The sequence below is a fragment of the Rhizobium sp. NPDC090275 genome, from assembly GCF_044772225.1.
Lineage (GTDB): Bacteria > Pseudomonadota > Alphaproteobacteria > Rhizobiales > Rhizobiaceae > Rhizobium.
In genome coordinates this window covers 74,124-93,921 of sequence record NZ_JBIVYL010000001.1, presented here as the reverse complement: position 1 = coordinate 93,921, position 19,798 = coordinate 74,124, and the positions used below count along the sequence as shown (strand labels likewise).

Annotated in this window: 17 protein-coding genes; 7 read left to right on the top strand and 10 right to left on the bottom strand. The window is 61.7% G+C overall.

Going from position 1 to position 19,798, the window contains the following annotated elements; genetic code table 11:
- Positions 1-72 precede the first annotated feature (72 nt).
- Positions 73-1,266, bottom strand: coding sequence for an efflux RND transporter periplasmic adaptor subunit (locus ACIQUB_RS00395; protein ID WP_113235315.1), 1,194 nt, complete (start codon positions 1,264-1,266; stop codon positions 73-75).
- Between the two features lie 37 nt (positions 1,267-1,303).
- Entirely contained in the window at positions 1,304-2,122 is an 819-nt protein-coding gene (locus tag ACIQUB_RS00390) for an alpha/beta hydrolase fold domain-containing protein (RefSeq protein ID WP_402928228.1), read from the bottom strand.
- 181 nt (positions 2,123-2,303) lie between these two features.
- Here ACIQUB_RS00390 and ACIQUB_RS00385 point away from each other — a divergent pair, with 181 nt between their 5' ends.
- Positions 2,304-3,215 (top strand): LysR family transcriptional regulator, encoded by a 912-nt coding sequence (locus ACIQUB_RS00385; protein ID WP_402928225.1) that lies wholly within the window; start codon positions 2,304-2,306, stop codon positions 3,213-3,215.
- A 331-nt stretch (positions 3,216-3,546) separates the two neighbouring features.
- On the opposite strand, the gene ACIQUB_RS00380 is transcribed toward ACIQUB_RS00385, so the two are convergent.
- Positions 3,547-4,287 carry an SDR family oxidoreductase gene (locus tag ACIQUB_RS00380; protein ID WP_113235318.1) on the bottom strand — a complete coding sequence of 247 codons (741 nt, stop codon included), beginning with the start codon at positions 4,285-4,287 and terminating at the stop codon, positions 3,547-3,549.
- 118 nt (positions 4,288-4,405) lie between these two features.
- On the opposite strand from ACIQUB_RS00380, the gene ACIQUB_RS00375 reads away from it, so the two are divergent.
- From ACIQUB_RS00375 to ACIQUB_RS00365, 3 genes are read left to right on the top strand one after another with little or no spacing between them, the layout of a single operon-like run.
- A complete protein-coding gene (locus tag ACIQUB_RS00375) occupies positions 4,406-5,296 on the top strand; it encodes a LysR family transcriptional regulator (protein WP_113235319.1) in 891 nt (296 codons plus the stop codon).
- 45 nt (positions 5,297-5,341) lie between these two features.
- Positions 5,342-5,662: a hypothetical protein gene (locus tag ACIQUB_RS00370; RefSeq protein WP_113235320.1), complete on the top strand. Its 321-nt coding sequence runs from the start codon at positions 5,342-5,344 to the stop codon at positions 5,660-5,662.
- Between the two features lie 5 nt (positions 5,663-5,667).
- Entirely contained in the window at positions 5,668-6,258 is a 591-nt protein-coding gene (locus tag ACIQUB_RS00365) for a DNA-3-methyladenine glycosylase (RefSeq protein WP_113235321.1), read from the top strand.
- Here the strand turns inward: ACIQUB_RS00365 and ACIQUB_RS00360 are convergent, their stop codons facing one another.
- The 3 genes from ACIQUB_RS00360 to ACIQUB_RS00350 are packed head-to-tail and all read right to left on the bottom strand — an operon-like array spanning position 6,259 to position 9,494.
- Positions 6,259-7,800, bottom strand: coding sequence for a DHA2 family efflux MFS transporter permease subunit (locus ACIQUB_RS00360; RefSeq protein WP_402928220.1), 1,542 nt, complete (start codon positions 7,798-7,800; stop codon positions 6,259-6,261).
- Positions 7,793-9,031: an HlyD family efflux transporter periplasmic adaptor subunit gene (locus ACIQUB_RS00355; RefSeq protein ID WP_113235323.1), complete on the bottom strand. Its 1,239-nt coding sequence runs from the start codon at positions 9,029-9,031 to the stop codon at positions 7,793-7,795. Before ACIQUB_RS00355 ends, ACIQUB_RS00360 begins: the two co-directional genes overlap by 8 nt.
- Positions 9,024-9,494, bottom strand: coding sequence for a MarR family transcriptional regulator (locus ACIQUB_RS00350; protein WP_113235324.1), 471 nt, complete (start codon positions 9,492-9,494; stop codon positions 9,024-9,026). Before ACIQUB_RS00350 ends, ACIQUB_RS00355 begins: the two co-directional genes overlap by 8 nt.
- A gap of 446 nt (positions 9,495-9,940) precedes the next feature.
- Between ACIQUB_RS00350 and ACIQUB_RS00345 the strand changes: the two genes are divergently transcribed.
- Both ACIQUB_RS00345 and ACIQUB_RS00340 read left to right on the top strand, forming a co-directional pair.
- On the top strand, positions 9,941-11,119 hold the full coding sequence (locus ACIQUB_RS00345) for an efflux RND transporter periplasmic adaptor subunit (protein ID WP_113235325.1): 1,179 nt from the start codon (positions 9,941-9,943) through the stop codon (positions 11,117-11,119).
- Complete coding sequence (locus ACIQUB_RS00340; RefSeq protein ID WP_113235326.1) at positions 11,116-14,310, top strand: efflux RND transporter permease subunit; 3,195 nt, start codon at positions 11,116-11,118, stop codon at positions 14,308-14,310. Before ACIQUB_RS00345 ends, ACIQUB_RS00340 begins: the two co-directional genes overlap by 4 nt.
- Here ACIQUB_RS00340 and ACIQUB_RS00335 read toward each other — a convergent pair.
- From ACIQUB_RS00335 to ACIQUB_RS00320, 4 genes are all read right to left on the bottom strand, one after another.
- Positions 14,305-15,312, bottom strand: coding sequence for an acyltransferase (locus ACIQUB_RS00335; protein WP_113235327.1), 1,008 nt, complete (start codon positions 15,310-15,312; stop codon positions 14,305-14,307). The genes ACIQUB_RS00340 and ACIQUB_RS00335 overlap by 6 nt on opposite strands.
- Before the next feature lie 50 nt (positions 15,313-15,362).
- Positions 15,363-16,634, bottom strand: a complete 1,272-nt coding sequence (locus tag ACIQUB_RS00330; protein ID WP_113235328.1) for an O-antigen ligase — start codon at positions 16,632-16,634, stop codon at positions 15,363-15,365.
- A 9-nt stretch (positions 16,635-16,643) separates the two neighbouring features.
- Complete coding sequence (locus ACIQUB_RS00325) at positions 16,644-17,915, bottom strand: polysaccharide biosynthesis/export family protein (RefSeq protein ID WP_113235329.1); 1,272 nt, start codon at positions 17,913-17,915, stop codon at positions 16,644-16,646.
- 65 nt (positions 17,916-17,980) lie between these two features.
- The gene (locus tag ACIQUB_RS00320; protein WP_018897030.1) at positions 17,981-18,661 is read right to left on the bottom strand and encodes a sugar transferase; all 681 of its coding nucleotides are present in this window, start codon (positions 18,659-18,661) and stop codon (positions 17,981-17,983) included.
- A 768-nt stretch (positions 18,662-19,429) separates the two neighbouring features.
- On the opposite strand from ACIQUB_RS00320, the gene ACIQUB_RS00315 reads away from it, so the two are divergent.
- Complete coding sequence (locus ACIQUB_RS00315; protein ID WP_113235330.1) at positions 19,430-19,702, top strand: exopolysaccharide production repressor protein; 273 nt, start codon at positions 19,430-19,432, stop codon at positions 19,700-19,702.
- The last annotated feature ends 96 nt before the right edge of the window (positions 19,703-19,798 follow it).

Sequence of the window (19,798 nt, the reverse complement as noted above, 5' to 3'; positions counted from 1 at the left end):
GGAGAAGAATCGTGGCGGGCGCCGAGAAGCCCCTCCCCCTTGTGGGGAGGGGTTGGGGAGGGGTCTTAGCTCTTACTTGGCCGCGACTTTCTCTTCCATCTGCGGTGCGACCACCGCGCCCGGACGAATGCGCTGCAGACCGTTGACGACGATCTTGTCACCGACGGCAAGGCCGTTTTCGATCACGCGGTCACCACCCTCGGCAATGCCGAGCTGGACCGGCCGGTAGCTCACCTTGTTCTCGCCATCGACCACGAAGACGAACTTCTTGTCCTGGTCGGTGCCGATCGCACGTTCGCTGACGAGGATCTTGTTCTCGGCCTTCGGCTGGCCCATGCGAACCCGCACGAACTGGCCGGGGATCAGCTTGCCACCGGGATTGTCGAACACGGCGCGAACGCCGATCGTGCCGCTGGAGGCATCCACCTGGTTGTCGATCAGCTGCAGCTTGCCCTTGATCGGCGTGCCCTCATCGGCAAGCGTGCCGACTTCGACGGGGATCTGTTCAAGGGCCGGAACCGCGCCATTGGCGGCGGGAAGCTGGGCAAGCGCCTTGGCGACCATGCCTTCGCTGGCGCTGAAGCTGGCGTAGATCGGATCGACGGAGACGAGCGAGGCCAGCTCCGACGAGGTCGATCCGGCCGCAACCAGATTGCCGACGGTCACTTCGAGCTTGCCGACGCGGCCGGCAACGGGTGCCTTCACCTCGGTGTAGCCGAGCTCGAGCTGTGCCGAGCGAAGAGCAGCCTGCGCGGTGCGAAGACCGGCCTGCGCTTCGGTGAATGCGTTCTGCCGCTGGTCGAGATCGCTCTGCGAAATCGTCCGGTTGTCGGAAAGCCTGCGGCCGCGATCAAGCTCGATCTGCGCGAGATTGACCTTGGCTTCGGCCGAAGCCACCTGGCCCTCAGCCTGCGATACGGCCGCCTGGTAGGGTGCCGGATCGATAGTGAAGAGCAGGTCGCCGGCCTTCACCAGCGCACCTTCGCGGAAATGCACCGACTGCACGGCGCCGGCGACACGCGAGCGGATCTGCACGCGATCGACGGCTTCGAGCCGGCCGGAAAACTGCTCCCATTCGGTGACGTCGCGGCTGGCGACGACAGCGACGGTAACGGGCACGGCCGGCGGAGCGGCCTGTGCCTCGGCGGTTGCGGCAGTCGCGGTGCCGCTCATCGGCAATTCGAAAAACAGTGCTGCGGCTGAAACGGACGCAACAAGGCTCAGACCGGCGCCCACAAGGGCCCAGCGCTTCTTACTGGACGTCATTTGTATTCTCCTTACGGCCCCCACGGCCGAGTATTGATCAGGTCTTCAAAGGTACGGGTTGCCTTCGCATGTCACGAACGAAGCTTCCGAATTCTTGGGTGATGCTTTCGCGCCAACCCGGAGGCTTGTCGGACGTCCCGCCGTAAATCGAAGGCCAGCCTGCCCCGGCGGGAGAGACATGCTGACGAACTGGTACGCCGGCCTGTTTCAGGCGATCGGCGAACCCAAGCGTCTCATCACGAAGGGGATCGTCCTTCGCGGCGAAGATCAGTGCGGGCGCAACGCCCGAGATGCGTGAACAGAGGCACGGCGCCGCATAGGGATGGCAGCCGCCGCCGCTGAGATAATGGCTCCAGCCCGCGGCCCAGCGCTCCCGCATGCCGATGCTGTCGGCGTCGCGCATCGATGACGATCCCATGAACGGATCGACCAGCGGAGAAATCAGCACCTGGCCATCGAGGGCATCTGCGTAGTGGTCGCGAGCCTTGAAGGCCACGCTGGCGGCGATGTTGCCACCCGCTTCCTCGCCGGCAACCAGCAGCGCGGAGTTGCGGTCACCGAGACCCGAGGCGCGCTTGTTGGCCATGTAGGAAAACAGCGAGTAGCCGACTTCGAGAGGCTTCGGGAAGACACCGCCCATCGGAGCGTTGTAATCCGCGACGACCACGATGGCGCCGGCACGTGCGATCGCTTCGGCAACGGCATTGTCCTGCAGTCCCGAGGACTGGAAAGCACCGCCGTGGAAGTACAACACGATCGGCGAACCCTTACCGTATTCGGCGCCCTGATAGATACGCGTCGACACGGGGCCAATGGCCACCTTGTCAAACACCATGTCTTTCACTTGCACCGTCATCGTATCGATCCTTGCGTCGCGGGTGTAATGTTGCCGTTGCAACATATTGCCCAAGGCGACGGCTTGCAATTTCTGAAAAAAAGATATTGTTATTCCACTCACGGAATAAGAAGCCTCAATACGATTACACTGTTCCGGATTTCGAACAATACCGCACTGCAACCTACTCAGGTGAATTCCGATGGACCAGCTCTCGGCAATGCGCGCTTTCATTCGCGTCGTGGAGACAGGCAATTTCACACGGGCCGCCGACACGCTCTCGATGCCCAAGGCGACGGTGACCAACCTCATTCAGGGGCTTGAAGCGCATCTGCACACCAAGCTCCTCAACCGCACTACCCGCCGCGTCATGGTGACGACCGACGGCGCGCTCTACTACGAACGCGCGGCCCAGATCGTCTCCGAGATCGCCGAGCTCGATGGCAGCCTCACCAACTCGCAGGGGCTTCCGAACGGGCGTCTGCGCGTCGAGATGGCCGGCGCCTTCGCCGACTGGATCGTCGTGCCCGCGCTCTGCGATTTCTATCAGAAATATCCCGATATACGCATCGACCTCGGCGTCGGCGACCGCACCGTGGATTACCTCGCCGAAAACGTCGATTGCGCCCTGCGCGCCGGCACCCCGGCCGACCAATCATTGATTGCACGCCGTGTATCCGAGGTGGAACTCATCACTTGCGCCTCACCCCTTTATATCGAAAAATACGGGATACCGAACAGACCGGAAGACCTTGAAAACGATCACTATTCCGTAAGCTATTTCCGCGCAAAGACCAACCGGACGCTTCCGTTCGAGTTTCGCAAGGACAACGAGGAGTTGGAGATCAATCCGCGCTATCTCGTCTCGGTCAACGATAGCAGGACTTTCGTGACAGCAGCCACGAGAGGGCTTGGCATCGCGCAGTTACCGCGCTTCATGATCCGTAACGAGTTGGAAAACGGCGAGCTGATACAGGTGCTGCCGGAATGGAACCGCGAGCCGCTCGGGCTCTACATCGTCTATCCCCCGAACCGCCACCTCAGCAACAAGGTTCGCGTCTTCGTCGACTGGATGGTCAAGCTTCTGACCGACGCCAAGCTGGATGCCCGCTGACAGAACTGCGGCCCGCGAGGCGTTTACCTTCAACGGGCCGCAACCATATGTTTTGCCATTTCTTCTTTCACTCTCTGCCGGGTCACCAGGGAACAATGGCTCGGCAGTTATTGAGGTCTGATGCGTAGGATTGGAGGAGTCCCGCACATCCCTACATTGCTAATATAGACAATCATGATGCAAATGTAAGGGGATATTGCAGCCCCGCCGCTTCAAGGCGGAGCGTATCCCTATCTCCTTGCAGATACTGGCATTTTTCAGCGCGTGATATCCACAACAGCGACCCGCCGGAAGATGCGCGGCCCGAAGGCCGCCCTCCCCAAGACACAAATCAGATCATGCCGCCATTGGCGCGTAGCACCTGCCCATTGATCCAGGAACCATCGGGACCGGCCAAGAAGGACACGGCTGCGGCGATATCCTCGGGCGTGCCCAACCGCTCCAGCGGGTTCATCTTCGCCATCCGCGCAACCAGTTCGTCCGACTTGCCGTTGAGGAACAGATCGGTGGCCGTTGGCCCCGGCGCAATCGCGTTGATGGTGATGTTACGGCCGCGCATTTCCTTGGCCATGATCCCCGTCATCGTCTCGACGGCGGCCTTGGTCGCGGCATAGACGCCATAGGTCTCGAGCTTCAGCCCGACCACCGAGGTCGAGAAATTGACGATCCGGCCGCCATCGCGCATCCGCTTGCCGGCCTCGCGCAGCGTGTTGAACGTGCCCTTCAGATTGACGTCCATGATGCGCTGGAAATGCGCGTCGTCGGCATCCGCGATCGACGAAAGCGCCATGATCCCGGCATTGTTGACCAGCACGTCGACACCCCCGAATGCCGCCTCGGCCGCATCGAACATCCGCCGCACGGCCTCCGCGTCGCTGACATCGGCCTTCGCCGTCAGCGCCTTGCCACCGCGCTTTTCGATCGCGGCAGCCAGTTCCTCGGCCGGCGCGGCATTGCCGGAATAGTTGATCACGACGGTAAATCCGTCGCGCGCGAGCCGATCGGCAATCGCCGCACCGATGCCTCTGGAGGCGCCGGTTACGATCGCAACCCTGTTTTCCGATACCGTCATTGTCGTTCTCCTTGCTTGGAAGCGCGATATCGCGCCGTTGGAGAGAAGATGCCGCTTTTCTCGCGGCGGATAATCATCCATTATTCGCCATCACTATCCGGAAACAGAGAACAGATAGATGGACAGATTCGATGCCATGCGCGTCTTTTGCCGTATCGTCGAGCGCCGCAGCTTCACCGCCGCGGCCGAAGATACCGGCCTGCCGCGCTCGACGGTGACCGACGCGGTCAAGCAATTGGAGGCCCGCCTCGGCGTTCGCCTGCTGCAGCGAACGACGCGCCACGTTAGCCCGACACTCGACGGCGAGGCCTACTACCGCCGTTGCCTGTCGATCCTCTCGGATATCGAGGACGCGGAAGGCGCCTTCGCCGGCGCCAAGCCGAAAGGCCTGCTGCGCGTCGATGTGCACGGCACGCTGGCGCGCCATTTCGTGTTGCCCAACCTGCCATCCTTCCTCGAAGCCTATCCCGATATCGAACTCTATATGAGCGAGGGCGACCGTCTGGTCGATCTCGTGCGAGAGGGTATCGACTGCGTGCTGCGGGTCGGCATCCCCTCAGATAGCGACATGGTCGCGCGCCGTGTGACGATGCTGGAGGAAGTCACGCTCGCCTCCCCTTCCTATCTCGCCCGCTACGGAACGCCTGAGCATCCCGACCGGCTCGACGGCCACCGCATGGTCGGCTTTCACTCCAGCGCCACCGGCGCGCTGGTGCCACTTGAATTCCTCGTCGGCGGCCAGATCCGCAACATCACCCTGCCCGCGACGCTATCAGTCAACGCCGCCGAAAGCTTCCACGCGGCGGCACGGCTCGGCCTCGGCATCATCCAGGTGCCGCGCTATCATGCCCAGCGCTATATCGACAGCGGAGAGCTCCAGCCCATCCTGCAAGACTATCCGCTGACGAAAACGCCCGTCTCGCTGCTCTATCCGCGAAACCGCCAGCTCTCGCCACGCGTCCGCGTCTTCATCGAGTGGTTGACGAAGGTGTTCGCGAGGCAAACATAGTCATACGATCAAGACCTCGGCAAACCCATCATCGGGAGCGAAACCATGACCATCACAGACATATCAGTGAATGCACGCGAGGGCGGCTTTACCGTCATGTTCGGCGACAAGACCGGAAACAGCATTGCCGTGACGCTTTATAATGCCGCCACTCCCGGCCTGACCCGCGACAATGCCGTCTCCCACGCCCGCCATCTGCTTCTCGCGGCACACGACAGCTCGGCCGGCGACGGGCCGCACAGCAAGGATGCGGCGACACTGGAAGAGGAACTGGACGAAGGCCTCGAAGACACCTTCCCGGCAAGCGACCCGGTTTCCGTCACCGGCTCGTCCATCCCGCTGCATGATCCGAAGCCCGGCCGATAGACAAAATGGACGACAGGACAAGCGCGCTCGGCGCGGCATCGATTGCGGGCGACGCCCTCACCCGCTTCTTCGAGCGCGATGCAATCTCGGTCGCCCGCGACCTGCTTGCCTGCCGCCTCACCGTCGGCGGCATCGGCGGACGCATCGTCGAGACCGAGGCCTACTTCCCCGATGACGAGGCCTCCCACAGCTTTCGCGGCCCAACACAGCGCAACGGCGCCATGTTCGGCAGACCGGGCAATGTCTATATCTACCGCATCTACGGCATGCACTGGTGCCTGAACTTCGTCTGCACCCCAGGCTCCGCAGTGCTCATCCGCGCCATCGAGCCCGAAATCGGCATCGCCGCGATGATCGAACGCCGCGGCACCGATGCGCTCACGCAGCTCTGCAGCGGCCCCGGCAAGCTCTGCCAGGCCCTCGACGTCACCATCGCCCTCAACGATCGCCTGCTCGACCGCGAACCCTATTCACTCACGCCGACTGCACCGGAGCAGATCGTCAGCGGAAAACGCATCGGCATAACGAAAAATGCCGAAGCACCATGGCGCTTCGGCATTTCAGGGTCTCGCTATCTCAGCAAACCATTTCGCTGATCACTCCATCACGGCGCTGTGGTCCATAACAGGCGCCACCTTGGGCTTGCGCAGCAACAGCACCAGCGGAATGACCGCCAGCGACATGATCATCAGCAGCTTGAAGTCATCGATATAGGCGATGATCGTCGACTGCAGCGTGATCAGCTCGTTCAGCGCCGCGCGACCGGCGGCGGTGAGCGGGCTCATCCCCTGCGCGGCCGCCGCGTCGAAGGCGTGGTTGAACGGCGTGACATAGGCGGCGATGTTCTCGTGGTTCACCTGTGCATTTTCGACCAAAAGCGCCGAGACGATGGAGATCCCGACGCTCGAGCCGATGTTTCGCGACAGGTTGTAGAGGCCGGTGCCGTCGCCGCGCATCTCCGCCGGCAGCGTCGAAAACGCGATCGTCGTCAGCGGCACGAAGAGGAAGCCGAGTCCGGCGCCCTGGATGAAGCCGACAGAAACGATCGTCCACTGCGAGACATCGGGCGTCCAGCCTGTCATGTCGTACATCGCCCATGCCGTCAGCCCGAGGCCGAGCACGAGAAGCAGGCGCGTATCCACCTTGCCGATCAGCCGCCCGACAATGAACATGCACAGCATCGTGCCCATGCCGCGCGGCCCCATGCCGATACCTGCGGTGATGACGGGATAGCCCATCAGCGTCTGCAGGTAGGGCGTCATCAGCGCCAGCGAGGCGAGATAGGTGATCCCGATCACGAAGATGAAGATCATGCTGACGGAGAAGTTCCGGTCGAGAAACAGCTTCGGATTGACGAAGGATTTCTCCGCCGTCAGCGTGTGCACGACGAGCAGATAGAAAGCCGCGGCACAGATGATCGCCTCGATCATGATCTCGCCCGAGGCAAACCAGTTGAGCTGTTCGCCGCGATCGAGAAAGAGCTGCAGTGAAGCGATGCCGAGGCTCATCATCCCGAAGCCGAACCAGTCGAGCTTGGCGAGCGCGTCCAGCTTCGTCTCGGTGACGTAGATCATGATGCCGGCAAAGGCGAGCGCCCCGATCGGCACGTTGATGTAGAACACCCAGCGCCAGCTGATGTTGTCGGTCAGCCAGCCGCCGATGACGGGGCCGAGCACCGGCCCGACCATGACCGACACGCCGAACAAGGCCATGGCGGACCCGCGTTCTTCCGGCGTGTAGATATCGAGCAGAATGCCCTGCGACAGCGGCACCAGCGATGCGCCGAACAGGCCCTGCAACAGGCGGAAGCCGACGATCTGGTTCAGCGATTGCGCCAGACCGCAAAGCACGGAGGCCACGACGAAGCCGGTGATCGCCGTCAGCAGCACCTTCTTGCGGCCGAACTTGGCGGCAAGAAAGCCAGACGGCGGCGTCATGATGGCGGCCGCGACGATATAGGAGGTCAGAACCCAGTTGATCTGGTCGGCGCTCGCCGAAACGCTGCCCTGAATATAGGGCAGCGCCACGTTGGCGATCGTCGTATCCAGCGCCTGCATGATGACGGCCAGGATGACGCAAGCCGTGATCATGCCGCGGTTGGCGACCGGGACGAAGGACGCGGAGGCAGCGTTACTCATGATCTCCGCCCGAGCGGCCCAGAAGCTTGGACACGAAATCCGGCAGGCCGCGCGCGTGGCCGGTATCGACATCGACGACCGTGCTCATGCCGACGCGAAGCGGCGGCTTGCCGGCTGCATCCTCGATGCTGACGCGCATCGGGATACGCTGCACGACCTTGACCCAGTTGCCGGTCGTGTTTTGCGCCGGCAGCAGCGAGAAGCTGGAGCCGGAAGCCGGGCTGATGCTCTCGACCTTGCCCTTCCAGGTCACACCCGGATAGGTGTCGACATAGATGGTGGCCGTCTGGCCGGGCTTCACATAGGTAAGCTCGGTTTCCTTCGGGCTGGCGTCGATCCAAAGGTTGTTGGTCGCGACCAGCGAGAAGGCCTGCGTCGATGCCTCAAGATAGGATCCCGGCTGCAGCGCGTTGACATTGGTTACGATGCCATCGAACGGCGCGCGTACGACGCTGTGATCGAGCTGGCGCTGCGCGTCGTCGACCTTGGCCTTGGCTTCGAGATAGAGCGGGTTCTGCTCGGCCGGCTGGTCGGCATTGCCGCCGAGTTGGGCGAGCGTGGCAGCCGCCTGCGCCTTGGCGACGGCGACCTTCTGCTGGCCGGCCTGCAGATTGTGCTTTGCCTGATCGAAAGCGGTGCGGGTGGCCGCGGAGCTGTTCAGCAGGTTCTGCTGGCGGTCGAACTCGGTCTGGAAATACGGAATGTCAGCCTCGGCCTGGGTGATCTCGGCCAGCGACTGCTGGTAGCTTGCTTCCAGATTGAGGATCTGGTTGCGCACCGCGCCGAGCTGCGCCTTGGCGCCGTCGAGCGCGATCTTGAACACGTCCTGGCGGAGGCTGAACAGCACTTGGCCCTGCTTCACCGCTTCGTTTTCATGCACGTTGATCGTGTAGACGATGCCGGAAACGTCGGTCGTCAGCCCAACCATGTCGGACTTGATGTAGGCGTTGTCGGTCGACATCACCTGGCCGCCATTGACGTAGTAATAGCCACCAACCACGAGCGCGACGGGCAGCAGCGCAAACAGCACCGGCCGGGTCATGCTGCGCTTGCGGCGCGGGGGCGCGGTCACGGGTGGCGCGACGGCGGTGACAGGCGCCGGAGTGGACGATGGCGCCTCGGCGACGGTTTCCTCGCGAGGAGAAACCTCGTTCGTTTCGGCAGCAGTCTTGCCGGCAGCAGTATTGGCATCGGCGTCGGAAACGACGCGCAGGGGAGTTTTATCAGCCATGGTTGGTCTCGTTTTCGGCCAATGCCAGGGGGGTCCGGCAGGCCTGCACTAGGTTGGTCTTCATCTGCGACAGGATTTGGAAAAGCTGCTCCCGCTCTTCGGCGGAAACATCCTCCAGGGCTTCGCCTCGCGTCACATCGCCAAGTCCGCGCATTTCCGCCAAGAGCGGATGTGCCTCCTCGCGCATGTAAAGCAGCCAGATCCGGCGGTCCGTCGGGTGCTGGCGGCGCTCGATCAGCCCGCGCTCGGCGAGCTTGTCGAGAATGCGTACAAGTGTGATCGGCTCGATCTCCAGCATCTCCGCCAATCCGCCCTGATGTATCCCCTCATTGTTGGAGAGATACACCAGCGTCTGCCATTGCGACCGCGTCAGCCCAAGACATCTCGCCCGCTGCTCGAAACGCTTTCGAAGCAGACGTGCGACATCATGGAGGAGGAAGCCGAGGGTCGGATTGCTGTTCATTGAAGACTGCGCGAATAGTAAGCACACTTATAATGTGTCTAGATATATTGAGCAGGTGCAACATACAAGTCACCTCTGCTTGATTATTGCTAATGTGCGACCAAATTGTCGCACCCGGCTAACGAACGCCCTGCCGAAACCGGTAAGCGTTGGGGGCCCGCGATACCCTCCCTGATTTCATTGGTCTTGGAAATTTCAACCCACTGGGATTTGCTTTTCGTCAAGACACCCGTTTATATCGAAATCCAGAGGCTTACCGGGTGGGGACCTTCCCGGCCAATCGATCGCAACGGCATGCAAGTCGTGAGCGCTATCAGCGCCACGAACGTAAGACAGCATAGAAAATAGGCGAGCGACACACAGTCGCTCGAGTACCGCCTGACATGAAACGCATTCTTTCAGCATAGTCATGGCGGCGTGTTTGGCCGCCCGAATGGGGAGCCGCCATGCCTTTCTCGCTTCGATACGTCTTGGCCTTCAGCAGCGTCGCGTTCTTACCCTTCGCCTCATCCGCCCAGCAGGCCGCCGCTCCGCCTCCGCCGCCCGTGACAGTGGCCAAGCCCGTTGTGCGCGAGGTCGTCGATAACGACGAGTTCATCGGCCGCTTCCAGGCGGTTGACGAGGTCTCGGTGCGCGCACGCGTCGGCGGCTATCTGAACGAGGTCGATTTCACCGACGGCGCGCTGGTGAAGAAGGGCGACAAGCTCTTCGTCATCGACCAACGCCCCTTCGTCACCGCGCTCAACGAAGCCAACGCCGCGCTCGAAGTCGCCAAATCCACGCAGACCTACGCCGAAGCGCAGTTCAACCGCGCGCAGAGCCTTGCCACCAGCGGCAGCCAGTCGGTCTCGACACTCGACGATCGCCGCCGCGAATGGCTCTCCGCGCAGGCCAATGTTCGCGGTGCCCAGGCAACCGCCGACCGCGCGGCCCTCGACATGGAATATACGACGATATCGGCGCCGCTCAGCGGCCGCATCGACCGCCGCCTGATCTCCACAGGCAATCTGGTGCAGGCGGACCAAACGATCTTGACGACCATCGTGTCGCTCGACCCGATCGATTTCTACTTCGACGTCGATGAACGCCGCCTGCTGAACTTCGCCGATACGGCGCGCAAGCTCGGTAAGGATCTGCAACTGGGCGGCGGCGGCGTGCCTGTCACCGTGACGATCTCCGACCCGACCGCCAAGCCCTTCACCGGCAAGCTCGACTTCGCCGAAAACCGCATCGACAACGAAAGCGGCACCATCCGCATCCGCGCACGGCTGGCCAATCCCGACCTGATCCTGCAGCCCGGCCTCTTCGGCCGCGTGCAGGTGGAGGCGTCCAACAAGTACAAGGCGATCCTCGTGCCCGACGAGGCGATCGGTTCCGACCAGAACGAACGTGTCGTCTTCGTCGTCGGCACCGACGGCAAGGTATCGACCAAGCCCGTGCGCCCCGGCCCTAGGCTTTATGGCTACCGCGTCATCCGCGAGGGCCTTGATGGCACCGAGACGATCATCGTCAACGGCCTGATGCGCGCCCGCCCCGGCGCCACCATCACGCCGCAGATGACCGAGCTGCCGCAGGAACGGCGCGATACGCCGCCGGAAAACGCCGCGACGGAGACGCCACAATGAGGTTCGCTCATTTCTTCGTCGACCGCCCGATCTTCGCGGCGGTCATCTCGATCGTGCTCCTCGTCGTCGGCAGCATCGCCTATACGCAGCTGCCGGTGTCGCAGTATCCCGAGATCGCCCCTCCGACCATCGTGGTGCGCACCTCCTATCCGGGCGCCGACCCGCAGACCATCGCCGACACGGTATCCACGCCGCTGGAGCAGCAGATCAACGGCGTCGAGGACATGCTCTACATGTCCTCCTATTCCAGCGCCGATGGCGCCATGTCGCTGACCATCACCTTCAAGCTCGGCACCGATCTCGACAAGGTACAGGTGCTCGTTCAGAACCGCGTCTCGATCGCCCTGCCCCGACTTCCCGAAGAGGTACAGCGCCTCGGCGTCACCACCGACAAAAGCTCGCCCGACCTGATGATGGTCGTGCACCTTCTCTCGCCCTCGCACCGCTACGACCAGCTCTACGTCTCCAACTATGCCCGCAACCGCATCCGCGACACCCTGGTGCGCCTCGATGGCGTCGGCGACGTGCAGGTGTTCGGCGAGCGCCAGTATTCCATGCGCATCTGGCTGGACCCACAGAAGCTCTCCGCCTACGGCATGACATCGGATGACGTGGTCTCGGCCCTTCGCGACCAGAACGTCCAGGTCTCCGGCGGCAAGATCGGCGCGCCACCAGTCACCGGCAAGAACGCCTTCGAATATACGGTGAGAACCGACGGCCGCTTCTCCGACGTGCGCGAATTCCGCTACGTCATCGTCAAGTCGACAGACACCGGCCGGCTTGTGCAGCTGCAGGACGTCGCCCGCATCGAATTGGGCGCTCAGGACTATGTGACCAACAGCTATCTCAACAACGACCCCGCCGTGGCGCTCGGCATCTTCGCCCGCCCCGGAACCAACGCGCTCGACACCGCGCACCAGATCCAGTCGCTGATGAAGGACATATCCCAGACCTTCCCGCAGGGTCTGGAATACCGCATTGTCTACGACACCACCGAGTTCATCTCGGAATCGATCACCGAGGTCTATCGAACCATCGCCGAAGCCGCGATCCTGGTGGCGATCGTCGTCCTCGTCTTCCTGCAATCCTGGCGCACCGCGATCATCCCGATCATCGCCATCCCGGTCTCGCTGATCGGCACCTTCGCCGTGCTCCTCGCCTTCGGATTCTCGCTGAACATGCTGACGCTGTTCGGCCTGGTGCTGGCGATCGGCATCGTCGTCGACGACGCGATCGTCGTGGTCGAGAATGTCGAGCGCAATCTCGCCAAAGGCATGACTCCGAAGGAGGCCGCGCATGTGACGATGGACGAGGTCGGCACCGCCGTCGTCGCCATCTCGCTGGTGCTGATCGCCGTCTTCGTGCCCACCGCCTTCATCCCTGGGATCTCCGGCCAGTTCTACAAGCAGTTTGCCGTGACCATCTCGGTCACCACCGCGATTTCGGCGCTGAACTCGCTGACGCTGTCGCCGGCACTCGCCGGTATTCTGCTCCGAAGCCACGATCACCAGCACACGCGCAACAACATCGCCCTGCGTTTCGGGCGCGGTCTCGCGAACGGCTTCAACAACGGCTTCGATCGTCTGAGCCACGGCTATTCGTGGATCGTCAGGCACCTCGTCAGAAGCTGGATCGGTATCACCTGCTCGCTGCTCGTCTTCGCGGGCCTGCTCGGCGCCACCTACTTCATGATCACCAAGGTCCCGTCGGGCTTCATCCCGACCATGGACCAGGGCTACGCGATCGTCGTCGTGCAATTGCCTGATGGCGCGTCGCTGGCGCGTACCGATGCGGTGGTGAAGCAGGTGGGCGATATCGCGCGGACGGTCCCCGGCGTCGGCAATGCCGTGCAGTTCGCCGGCTTCAGCGGCGCGACCTTCACCAACGCCTCCAATTCCGGCGTCGTCTTCGTCCCCTTCAAGTCGTTCGCCGAGCGCGAGGAAGGCGGCGAGACCGCCAACAAGATCATCGGCGAGCTGTTTGGTAAGCTGCAGAGCATCCAGGAGGCCTTCATCATCGCCGTGCCGCCGCCATCCGTGCGCGGCGTCGGCAATTCCGGCGGCTTCAAGATGCAGATTCTCGATCTTGAAAACGCCGACATGACCCGCGTGCTCGGCCTTGCCCGGCAGATGATGGGCGCGGCCGCCACGACCGAAGGCCTGACCGGCGTCTTCACGACCTTCTCCGATGCCAGCCCGCAATATTATCTCGCCATCGATCGCGACAAGGCCCGTTTCCTGAACGTGCCGATCCCCAACATCTTCAACGCGCTGTCGATCAATCTCGGCGTCGCCTATGTCAACGACTTCAACGCCTTCGGCCGCGTCTACCAGGTCCGCGCCCAGGCCGACCGGCAATACCGCATGGACCGCGAGGACATTCTCGGCCTCAAGGTGCGCTCGGCGACCGGCGCGCTGGTGCCGCTCGGCACGCTGATGGATATCCAGGATTCCAGCGGCCCTGCCCTCGTCCAGCGCTACAATATGTATGTCTCCGTTCCGCTGCAGGGCAATCCGACACCCGGCACATCGACGGGCGACGCGCTGAAGAAGATGGAGGCGCTGGCGGCAAAGATCCTGCCGCCCGGCACGACCTTCGAATGGACCGAACTCGCCTACCAGGAAACCCACACCGGCAACACGGCGGTCTATATCTTCGCCCTGTCAGTCATCTTCGTCTTCCTGGCGCTCGCGGCCCAATATGAGAGCTGGGTGCTGCCGCTGGCGATCATCCTGATCGTGCCGCTGGCGGTGCTCGCGGCACTGATCGGCGTCTGGTTCCGGGGCATGGACAACAACGTGCTGACGCAGATCGGCCTGATCGTCTTGATCGGCCTTGCGGCCAAGAACGCGATCCTGATCGTCGAGTTCGCCCGCCAGGCGGAAGACGAAGGCAAGTCGCCGGTGGAGGCAGCCGTCGAGGCGAGCCATCTGCGCCTGCGCCCGATCCTGATGACGGCGTTCGCCTTCATCTTCGGCGTGCTGCCGCTTGCAATCGCCACCGGCCCCGGCGCCGAAATGCGCCAGTCGCTCGGCACGGCCGTCTTCTCAGGCATGCTCGGCGTCACGATATTCGGTCTGTTCCTGACACCCGTCTTCTATGTCGCGCTGCGTTCGTTCAGGAGAAAGGCCCGACCGGCGGAGACAGTGGAACCGGATACGCAAGCGCCGCCTGCTGAAGCCTCGTCATGAGGCTCGGCGAGCGAGTGTCGCCTGTTTCGAGCGGGAACCGGAGAGCAGCTTCCTCAGCGGCTTTTCGATGAGTTCGTAGGCTGCGGTTCCAAGAACCACGCCGGCAAGAACGCACACCGGAGCCATAACGGTGGCTGAGAGGCCGATCACCTGCCCCGCCTTGGCGACCACCGAGATCGCCAGCGTGTGCCATAGATAGATCGAGTAGGAGGCGTCGCCGAGATAGGTCAGCAGCGGCATGCGGCCGAGACTTCCGGCCGCCTCCAGCGAAACCATCCCGTAAACCAGCACCATCGCCAGCGGACCGCATATCCCGGCATTGAACTCGGCGCCCATCAGATGGATGGCGGCGAAGCCGGAAAGGGCAGCGCCCACGCAGGCAAGTCCCAGGCTGGTGCCGGCGATCCACCAGCGCAGCCACAGCTCGGCAATCAATACACCGCCGACGAATTCGAGAATGATCGGACGCGTGTAGGTGTAGAGCGCCGGCGTCGTCGGCTGCAGGATTTGCCCGGCCAGGAAGAAGCCGCCGAACAGTGCGAGCAGAAAGGCGAGACGCCATTTGCGCGGTAAGAACAGCGCGCCGGCGAAGAGGACGTAGAAGAAGATCTCGAAATTGAGCGTCCACCCCTGCACCAGCACCGGCCAGATGTCACCGGTGCTCGGGGAATGCGCGGGAATGAAGAACAGCGACGCAAGGATATGCGACGTCGTCAATTGCAGGTTCGGAAACAGCCCGGTCACGGCGCCGGCGATCATGATTGCTGTCACCAGCCAATAGGATGGCGCGATGCGGCGCAGGCGGTCGATGAGGAAGCCCTGCGGCGTCATCGGCCGGCGCTCGCTGATCACCCACATGATGAAGCCGCTGATGACGAAAAACACATCGACACCGGCAGCCCCGATGGCGAAGTGCTCGCCGGACTTCTCGGCCGCGTGAAAAACGACGACAGCAAGCGCCGCGAAGGCGCGCAGATATTGGATGCCGTAAAGGGTCTTCATCCGGTTTCCTCAAATGACCGGTCAGTGCCGGCCGACAATGCTGTTAAGTGCTAATGCATCAAAGGTTCGGGCTGCCGTGCCTGCCGCGCCCATGCCGCGACATCAAGCTGGCGGCGCACGCTCATCAGCTTTCCGGCGCAGAAATAGAACAGGAACGTCCCGACATTGTAGGGCGTCAGAATGTCGATCTCGACGAAGGAGCGGATCAACAGAAGCACGCAGATGGCAAACAGCAGGTAGGATTCATCGTTCCTGATGTCTTCGATCAGGCGACGGAGATGCCCCCACAGGATCTTCAGGAAAGTGAAAACCAGGATCGCCAGGCCGACGAGGCCGAGCTCCACCGTCGTTTCGATATAGGTATTGTGGAAGTGGAAGCCGCTGCGCGAGCCGATGAAGAACTCTTCCCAGAGACGCTCCGGCTCCGAAAAGCCCTGAACCCAATAGGCCTGGTAGCCAACGCCGAAATAGGGATTGTCGGCCGCAGCCTTGATCCCCTGCTGCCACAGATAGGTGCGGCCCGTCAGCGTCGAATCCTTGCCGAAGATCCCGAGCACGGCATCGACCGCGCCGAGATAGACACCGGCGACCGCAAGCACGATCACCGCGACCCCGCCGCCAATGACGAGCAGCTTGCGCTGGTCGGGCGTCAGCGTTAGCACGACACGCAGGCCGACCATCAGCGCCAGAACCACGACGGCGGTCAGGACCGAAGTCGCCGACTGGCACATCATCAGGCAATAGGCCGACAGCAAGCCGGAGACCCCGGTGACAGCCAGCCAAGATGGGCGGCGTTCGCCGAAGATGAAGACGGTCGCGAAGCAGGCGATCAGGCCGAGCGAGGCGTAGAACCCAAGCTGGTTCTTCGACGCGAAGGCGCCGACGAAGCTGTAGGTGTTGTCGATCACGTCCAACTCGTAGTGCCCGAAGAGCACTGAATAGACGAGCACGATGCCGATACCGGCGACCATGCCGAGCGTCAGCGTCTTGGCATCCAGCACCCTGACCGCGATCAGCGTGCAGAGCACCTGCGTGAAATATTGAATGGCGGCGCGCATCGACACGCTGGGCGCCGCCGACCAGAAGACCGATAGGAAGGCGATCGCCGCGAAAGCGTAGATCCAGATGTAGCGATTGTAGTTGCCGAGAACCTTGCGGTAATCGACCGCGATCAGCGGCAGCCAGAGCGCATAGTAAAGCAGGATCGACACCTGCCCGAACCGAAGCGAGTAGGCGAACGAAAAAAGCGAAATCGCCACGGCGGAAACGGCATAGGCCACATTCCCGCCGGGCTGGATGAGCGCCGACTTAGCGATACGCATACTGCCTCATTACCTCATGGCCAGTCCGGCGGTGACCTTGATCAGATCGCCGGGCTGCAACGCGGTGCTTTCCTGCACCGGGATTTCCTTCGGCTTGCCGTCCACGTCACGAATGACGGAGTAGGCAATGCTGGCGGCACCCGTCGACGTGTCGAAGCGGGCCGCGTCCGTGGATTGGGTCAGCGCTTCGGCCATCAGCGAGTTGCTCGTCGTGAGCTTCAGGTTGAGCTGGTCGAGCTGCGCGTCCGCACTCTGCTTTTCCTGGGCGAGCTGTGCGTCCCAGTCGTTGCGAAGCGTGATCTCGTCTTGGTTGGCCTTGCTGATATCCTGCTTGGCCTTGAGCGAGTTCGTGTCGATGTCGAGAAGCATCGCCTCGAGATCGGCCGCGCGTTGCTCGGCCGTCATCTTGCGGGCGCTGAGCACCAGCCCCTTCTCGGCGAGATCGTCGACCTTGTCGCGATCGGCCGTGGCAAGCTCCAGCTGGCGGGTCTGGGTCTGCGTCTTCTTGGCAAGCGTCTCGACTTCGCTCTGCAGCAGAGCCCTCAAGTCATCGAGTGCCTGAAGCTGCAGCGTCAGCCGCTTCTTGCGCGAGGTCATGAGCGCGTTCTCGCTGTCGACGAGCGCTCTGGCCTCCGGCTTGTCCTTCAGTTCGGCCGGAATCTCGAAACTATCCTTGTTGTCGATTTCGGCCTGAAGGCGAGCCTGCTTCACCAGAAGCCGCGCCCTGTCCGCCATGTAGACGACGGCGTCGCCCTTGGCGTTGATGAAATCGCGGGCGAACCGCTGGCCGGAATCGGCCCGGCGAAGGCCGCCGGCAAGGCTGACGGCCTTGGCGACGGTGAGGTTCGGCGCGAACGGAAACTCACCCGGCTTCTCCACGTCTCCGGAGAGATAGACAGGGCGGAATTCCGACAATTCGACGGATGCCGACGGCCGGTCCTTCAGGGCGAACTGCCTCTGAAGGGCCATGCCGATCTGCTTGGCGATGGCGTCGGTCGTCTGCCCGGAAGCAGCGAGATCGCCGACGAATGGCAGCGAGATGCTGCCGGACGGGCCAACCGTGTAGTCGCCGCTGACGACAGACCAGTCGCGGATCGTCCCATCCGCCGTCTGCCATTCGGCAACTCGAATCTTCACTTTATCCATGGTTCCAAGGCGGTAATCGTCCGCGCTGGCAATGAATGAGGACAGCAGGAATGCACTCAACCCGGCAGCGACTGCAACACCGGATCGAAGGGCACGGGATCGCCCAGCCTGACTGCCAAATAGACGTTCGTTCATATTTTTCCCCGTGTTTCGTCCCGACGGCGAGCCATAAGACGTGCTCGTCGGGCGTAAGGATGCCGTTAGTAGCTTCCGCGCTGAGCGCAGACGGCGGGAATGGTCTTTGCGATGATCGCAACGTCCCGGGCCATCGACCAGTTTTCGACGTAGTGGGTGTCGAAAGCGACGCGAGCGGCATAGGAGACGTCGTTGCGTCCGCTGACCTGCCAGAGACCGGTAAGGCCTGGGCGGGACTGCAGATAGAAGACGGCGGCGTGCTCGTACATTTCAAGTTCGTCTTGAACGACGGGACGCGGACCGACGACACTCATCTCACCGCGAATGATGTTGAAGAGCTGGGGAAGCTCATCAAGGCTCAGCTTGCGCAGCACGGCGCCAACGGCAGTCACCCGAGGGTCGTTCTGCAGCTTGCGCGTGGCGCGCCACTCATCCATGGCGGAAGGGTTGTTGCGCAGGTATTCCTGCAAAACCTTGTCGCCATTGGTGACCATTGTCCGAAACTTCAGGCAACGGAATTCCTGGCCGTTGTGGCCGATGCGGCGATGGCCATAGAAGGCCGGACCCTTGTCCGTGAGCTTCACAAGCAGCATCACCATCAAAAAGATTGGGCTCAGAAACAGAAGCCCGAGGCAGGCGGCGGACACATCGAATGCCCGTTTTGCGAAACCGCCTGTGGGCGGAAACGCGTTTTCGTGAACTGCGCCATAAAATGGCGAACTGTCCGATCTCGTCGCAGACTTCATAGAGGTAACTCCACTTATGTTTGCCGTTTGGTCGGTTAAGGCTCAGGACGCTTAGCTAGCGCTGACGAGTTGGGAGTGTATGAGGGGATTTTGTTTTTTTAAGCCACGTTTTTAAAACCGCTCGTTATCGAACGTTTTTGGAAACATTTGTTCAACTTTTTGTATTTCAGAGGTCGCTGAAACATATTTAGATTCCACCAAAGCGATCAAAACTATATTTGCAGACCGAAATAAAATGTCCTGTGACTTCTTGCCAATACACCCTGAACGAAGTTTACAGGGGCAACCCGCCCCGGTCGAAAGTTCTTGGTTACGGCCATCACTTCTCCAACGGACCTTTTTTTAAACTTGAACGGGGCCGTTTTATTGCATCGCAGCATCAATTTTGCGCCGCACTCACAAATCGTTTGAAATTAAAACTTTGTAATAAAAGTTGAATGCGAAACGCGGCCACTACACCTCAGCGGGTATCGATTGTGGCATAAACAAGAACGTGCATTGCCAAATTGGATGCAACCCTCGGATCGAAACCCAACTTTAACGACGTTTTCCGATTGCCGGGCGCACGGGCCGATAAGTGGCATTTTTACCAATACGCGGAACAAACCTTTAAGGTGACGCTTGTAGTTACTGAATACAGGCGCAAAAGACGTCTTCACCGCTTTAGTTACATGACGAAGTCCTGTAAAAAGAATCTACAAAATGGTCCTGGTGTGGCCGCGTATTCAATGGCTGTTCATTGAAGGGCACCATCTGGGGAGGCAACAAATGTATGCACCTCGCGTTTTTGTCAGCATGTTGGGCGCACTCGCCGTGTTCGCCGTCGCGACCTATTGGCTGAGCGGCTCTCTATCCGGCACCCTCATCAAGACCGTGATCTGTGCGATCCTGCTGCAGGCAGGCTATTTCGGCGGCGTGCTCTACCTCGTCTGGAAGGAAAGCAAGGAGCGCAACGGCGCCAAGCGCACGGCAGGCCGCGCCGAGGAAGCTGAAAAGCTGCACGTACCGCCTTTCAACAGCTCCGAGCCGTTCAATCGCTAAGCGCTGAGGGCAGCCCTGACTGCCCGTCCGCCGCTCACGAACCCACCCTTCGTAACATCATGTGAAGCGCTCTTTGTTGTCTGCTGCGCTGCAACG

Bases quoted from the DNA above. Each gene is read 5' to 3' on its own strand.
- ACIQUB_RS00370 (WP_113235320.1), top strand. From the start codon at position 5,342: ATGACCATCACAGACATATCAGTGAATGCACGCGAGGGCGGCTTTACC.
- ACIQUB_RS00360 (WP_402928220.1), bottom strand. From the start codon at position 7,800: ATGAGTAACGCTGCCTCCGCGTCCTTCGTCCCGGTCGCCAACCGCGGC.
- ACIQUB_RS00365 (WP_113235321.1), top strand. From the start codon at position 5,668: ATGGACGACAGGACAAGCGCGCTCGGCGCGGCATCGATTGCGGGCGAC.
- ACIQUB_RS00355 (WP_113235323.1), bottom strand. From the start codon at position 9,031: ATGGCTGATAAAACTCCCCTGCGCGTCGTTTCCGACGCCGATGCCAAT.
- ACIQUB_RS00345 (WP_113235325.1), top strand. From the start codon at position 9,941: ATGCCTTTCTCGCTTCGATACGTCTTGGCCTTCAGCAGCGTCGCGTTC.
- ACIQUB_RS00335 (WP_113235327.1), bottom strand. From the start codon at position 15,312: ATGAAGACCCTTTACGGCATCCAATATCTGCGCGCCTTCGCGGCGCTT.
- ACIQUB_RS00375 (WP_113235319.1), top strand. From the start codon at position 4,406: ATGGACAGATTCGATGCCATGCGCGTCTTTTGCCGTATCGTCGAGCGC.
- ACIQUB_RS00340 (WP_113235326.1), top strand. From the start codon at position 11,116: ATGAGGTTCGCTCATTTCTTCGTCGACCGCCCGATCTTCGCGGCGGTC.
- ACIQUB_RS00380 (WP_113235318.1), bottom strand. From the start codon at position 4,287: ATGACGGTATCGGAAAACAGGGTTGCGATCGTAACCGGCGCCTCCAGA.
- ACIQUB_RS00315 (WP_113235330.1), top strand. From the start codon at position 19,430: ATGTATGCACCTCGCGTTTTTGTCAGCATGTTGGGCGCACTCGCCGTG.
- ACIQUB_RS00390 (WP_402928228.1), bottom strand. From the start codon at position 2,122: ATGACGGTGCAAGTGAAAGACATGGTGTTTGACAAGGTGGCCATTGGC.
- ACIQUB_RS00350 (WP_113235324.1), bottom strand. From the start codon at position 9,494: ATGAACAGCAATCCGACCCTCGGCTTCCTCCTCCATGATGTCGCACGT.
- ACIQUB_RS00330 (WP_113235328.1), bottom strand. From the start codon at position 16,634: ATGCGTATCGCTAAGTCGGCGCTCATCCAGCCCGGCGGGAATGTGGCC.
- ACIQUB_RS00325 (WP_113235329.1), bottom strand. From the start codon at position 17,915: ATGAACGAACGTCTATTTGGCAGTCAGGCTGGGCGATCCCGTGCCCTT.
- ACIQUB_RS00385 (WP_402928225.1), top strand. From the start codon at position 2,304: ATGGACCAGCTCTCGGCAATGCGCGCTTTCATTCGCGTCGTGGAGACA.
- ACIQUB_RS00320 (WP_018897030.1), bottom strand. From the start codon at position 18,661: ATGAAGTCTGCGACGAGATCGGACAGTTCGCCATTTTATGGCGCAGTT.
- ACIQUB_RS00395 (WP_113235315.1), bottom strand. From the start codon at position 1,266: ATGACGTCCAGTAAGAAGCGCTGGGCCCTTGTGGGCGCCGGTCTGAGC.